The 3,124-nt window shown below is 72.4% G+C and carries 4 protein-coding genes; all 4 read left to right on the plus strand.

From position 1 onward, the window contains the following. Positions 1-264 (plus strand): DUF3180 family protein (locus tag B4E30_RS09660; protein ID WP_286795044.1); only part of this gene is annotated, 264 nt, incomplete at its 5' end. Then, positions 212-856 (plus strand): PH domain-containing protein, encoded by a 645-nt coding sequence (locus tag B4E30_RS09665; RefSeq protein WP_348670275.1) that lies wholly within the window; start codon positions 212-214, stop codon positions 854-856. The genes B4E30_RS09660 and B4E30_RS09665, both read left to right, overlap by 53 nt. Beyond that, positions 853-2,559 carry a PH domain-containing protein gene (locus tag B4E30_RS09670; protein ID WP_286795046.1) on the plus strand — a complete coding sequence of 569 codons (1,707 nt, stop codon included), beginning with the start codon at positions 853-855 and terminating at the stop codon, positions 2,557-2,559. The genes B4E30_RS09665 and B4E30_RS09670 overlap by 4 nt, the downstream gene beginning before the upstream one ends. Next, on the plus strand, positions 2,556-3,124 hold a 569-nt coding region (locus tag B4E30_RS09675; RefSeq protein ID WP_286795050.1), incomplete at its 3' end, for an NAD(P)-binding domain-containing protein. The genes B4E30_RS09670 and B4E30_RS09675, both read left to right, overlap by 4 nt.

Genomic DNA, 3,124 nt, shown 5'->3' on the forward strand with positions numbered 1-3,124 from the left:
CTGCGGATCGCGATGCTCGCCAAGGCCTCCTCGATCGTGGGCGCCCTCACCGCCGGGTTCGCCGTCGGACTCGCACTGTTCCTCCTCACCCGGCCGGTCTTCCCCTCGGTAGGCTCGTTGGGGGTCGTGCTGGCGACCGTCGGCGGCGGGGCGGCGCTCGTCGCCGCGGGCCTGGTCGCCGAGCACCTGTGCACGATCCGGAAGGACGACGATGACGAACACCCCGGAGGTCCCGACACCGGAATCGGAGCCGGCGGCGTCTGAGGCGACGCTCCCGACGACCGGGACCGGCGACCACGCGGCCACCGCGAGCCCGCACCGCGACGCCGCGCTCGACGACGGCACGTTCGCGCACATCCGCGAGCCGAAGGGCGAGGCGCGCCTTCCTCTCGGCGACGGCACGTGGCACCAGCTCGCACGGCCGTACGTGTGGGTCCAGCTCATCTCCGGCGGCTTCTTCTTCGCCCTCGTGCTCGCTGTCGCCGTCGTGATGACCGTCGTGCTCGGACAGTGGTGGATCTGGATCCCGGCCGGCGTGGTCCTGGTGATCACGGGGATCGGCCTGATCATCACGCCGCGCCAGGCGCGCGCGGTCGGATACCAGCTGCGACGCGATGACCTCGTCTTCCGCAAGGGCATCCTGTGGCAGCGCGTGGTGGCCGTGCCCTACGGGCGCATGCAGCTCGTGGACATCACCCACGGTCCGCTCGACCGGGGCTTCGGCATCGCCCAGCTGAAGCTCGTCACCGCCGCGGCTTCGACGGGCGTCGTCATCCCCGGGCTCACGCAGGCGGCCGCCGAGGTGCTGCGCGACACCCTGATCGACGTCGCCGAGACCCGTCGGACGGGACTGTGACAGAGATCCCTCCCACCTCCCCCGTGCCCGGGGGACCGCATCCGGCGACCGGAGCCACGCGATCGCCGCTGAGCGACGGCGACTGGCACCGGATGCATCCGCTGACCCCGGTGTTCCGGGGTGGCCTCGTGCTCGTGGTCGTGGTGGGCATCATCGTCGCGAACCTGCGCGACCGGGTGATCGCGTTCTTCTTCGACGGCGTGATCCCGGGAGGCTATGACGCCGGCCAGGACCCGGTGGACTACGTGCTCGGCCATGGACTGGTGCTGGTCGTGCTGCTCGGTGTGCTCGGCGTGCTCCTGGTCGTGCTCGGGATCTTCTACGTCACGTGGCGGTTCCACACGTTCCGCATCACCGGTGACGACGTCGAGGTGCGCTCGGGCGTGCTCTTCCGCACGCACCGCCGTGCACCGCTGGACCGCGTGCAGGGGGTCAACCTCACGCGGCCGATGATCGCGCGGCTGGCGGGCATGGCCAAGCTCGAGGTGGTCGGGGCCGGTCTCGACGCGAACGTCAAGCTCGAGTACCTCTCGACGACCAACGCCGAGGAGGTGCGCGCCGACATCCTGCGCCTCGCGTCCGGGCGGCAGCTCGCCGAGGCGAGCGTGCGGGCTGAGCGTGTGCACGGCCGCGCGGCGAGTGATCTGGCCGCGTCGGCGGCGTCCACGGTCTCATCCGGCATCGACGGGCTCGTGCACGGGGCGGAGGACGCCGCCGACGAACCGGAGTCGGTCGTGCGCATCCCGCCCGGCCGGCTGATCCTCTCGCAGCTGCTCAGCGGATCGACGATCGCCCTGCTGCTCGGCATCGTCGCGGTCGTGCTGGGCGGTGTCTACGGAACGCCCTGGGTGCTGTTCGCGATGCTCCCCGTGCTGCTCGGGTTCGGCACCTACGCCTTCCGGCGGATCACCCGTTCGCTGCGGTACTCGATCGCGCCCACCCGCAGCGGCGTGCGCATCACCTTCGGGCTGTTCACCACCGTGACCGAGATCGTGCCGCCGGGCCGCGTGCACGCCGTCGAGGTGTCGCAGTCCATCTTCTGGCGCCCGCTCGGCTGGTGGTCGGTGTCGCTCAACCGCCTGTCGGGTCGAGGGGCGACCGACACGAGCACGGATCAGTTCGCCACCGTGCTGCCCGTCGGCGACCGCGACGACGTCGCCCGCGTGCTCGGCCTCGTGCTGCCGCACTTGACGCCGGAGCAGTGGCGCGCGATCTTCGAGGACGGCGTGCTCGGGCCGCAGCCCGAGGATCCGTACACGACCACGCCGCATCGCGCGCGCCTGTTCCGCCTGCTCTCGTGGAGGCGCAACGGCTTCCAGCTCACCGACGACTCGCTCTTCCTCCGGCGCGGTGTCATCTGGCGCACCCTCGGGGTCTTCCCCCTCGCTCGGCTGCAGAGCGTGGATGTGACCCAGGGTCCCGTGGATCGGCGCCTGCGCGTCGCGAACGTGCGGGCTCACACGATCGCGGGTCGGGTGTCGGGTGCCCTCGGCATCGTGGATCGGGATGCCGCCGTGGATCTCTTCGAGGCCGTCGCGGCGGGTGCCGTGCGCGCCGCGGCCTCCGACCACTCGCACCGCTGGGACGGCGAACCGGACGGTGCCGGTGAACCGGACGGTGCCGGCGAACCGGACGGTGCCGGCGAAACGGACGGTGCCGATGAACCCGTCTCGCCCGCCGGACCGGCGGAGGCGGACCGATGACGCGCGAAGGGCGCCTCGGCGTCGGGATCGTCGGCGCCGGACGCGTCGGACCGGTCATCGGCGCCGCGCTCGCCGGCGTCGGCCACGCGCTCATCGGGATCACGCACGGCTCCGACGAGGAGCGCGTCGAGGCGGTGCTTCCCGGTGTGCCGTTCCTCGACGCCCCCGAGGTCGTGCGCCGCAGCGAACTGGTGGTGCTCGCCGTGCCGCACGACGAGCTTCCCGGCCTCGTGGCGGGCCTGGCCGAGACCGGCGACTGGCAGCCGGGTCAGCTCGCGATGCATCTGGACCCGGCCTGGGGGACCGACGTGCTCGCTCCGGCGGTGGCCAAGGGCGTCATCCCGCTGGCGATCCACCCCGCGATGACCTTCGCGGGCACATCCATGGACCTGCGCCTGCTCGCCCAGTCCTATGCGGCCGTCACGGCCCCCGCCGCGGTGCTGCCGATCGCGCAGGCGCTCGCCGTGGAGCTCGGCTGCGAGCCGGTCGTGGTGTCCGAGGCGGCGCGCCCCGCCTATGCCGAGGCGATCGCGACGGCGACCACCTTCTCGCGATCGATCGTCGC

It is taken from the genome of Microbacterium sp. UBA3394 (assembly GCF_002358725.1).
Classification (GTDB): Bacteria; Actinomycetota; Actinomycetes; order Actinomycetales; family Microbacteriaceae; genus Microbacterium; species Microbacterium luteum.

Bases quoted from the DNA above. Each gene is read 5' to 3' on its own strand.
- B4E30_RS09665 (WP_348670275.1), top strand. From the start codon at position 212: ATGACGAACACCCCGGAGGTCCCGACACCGGAATCGGAGCCGGCGGCG.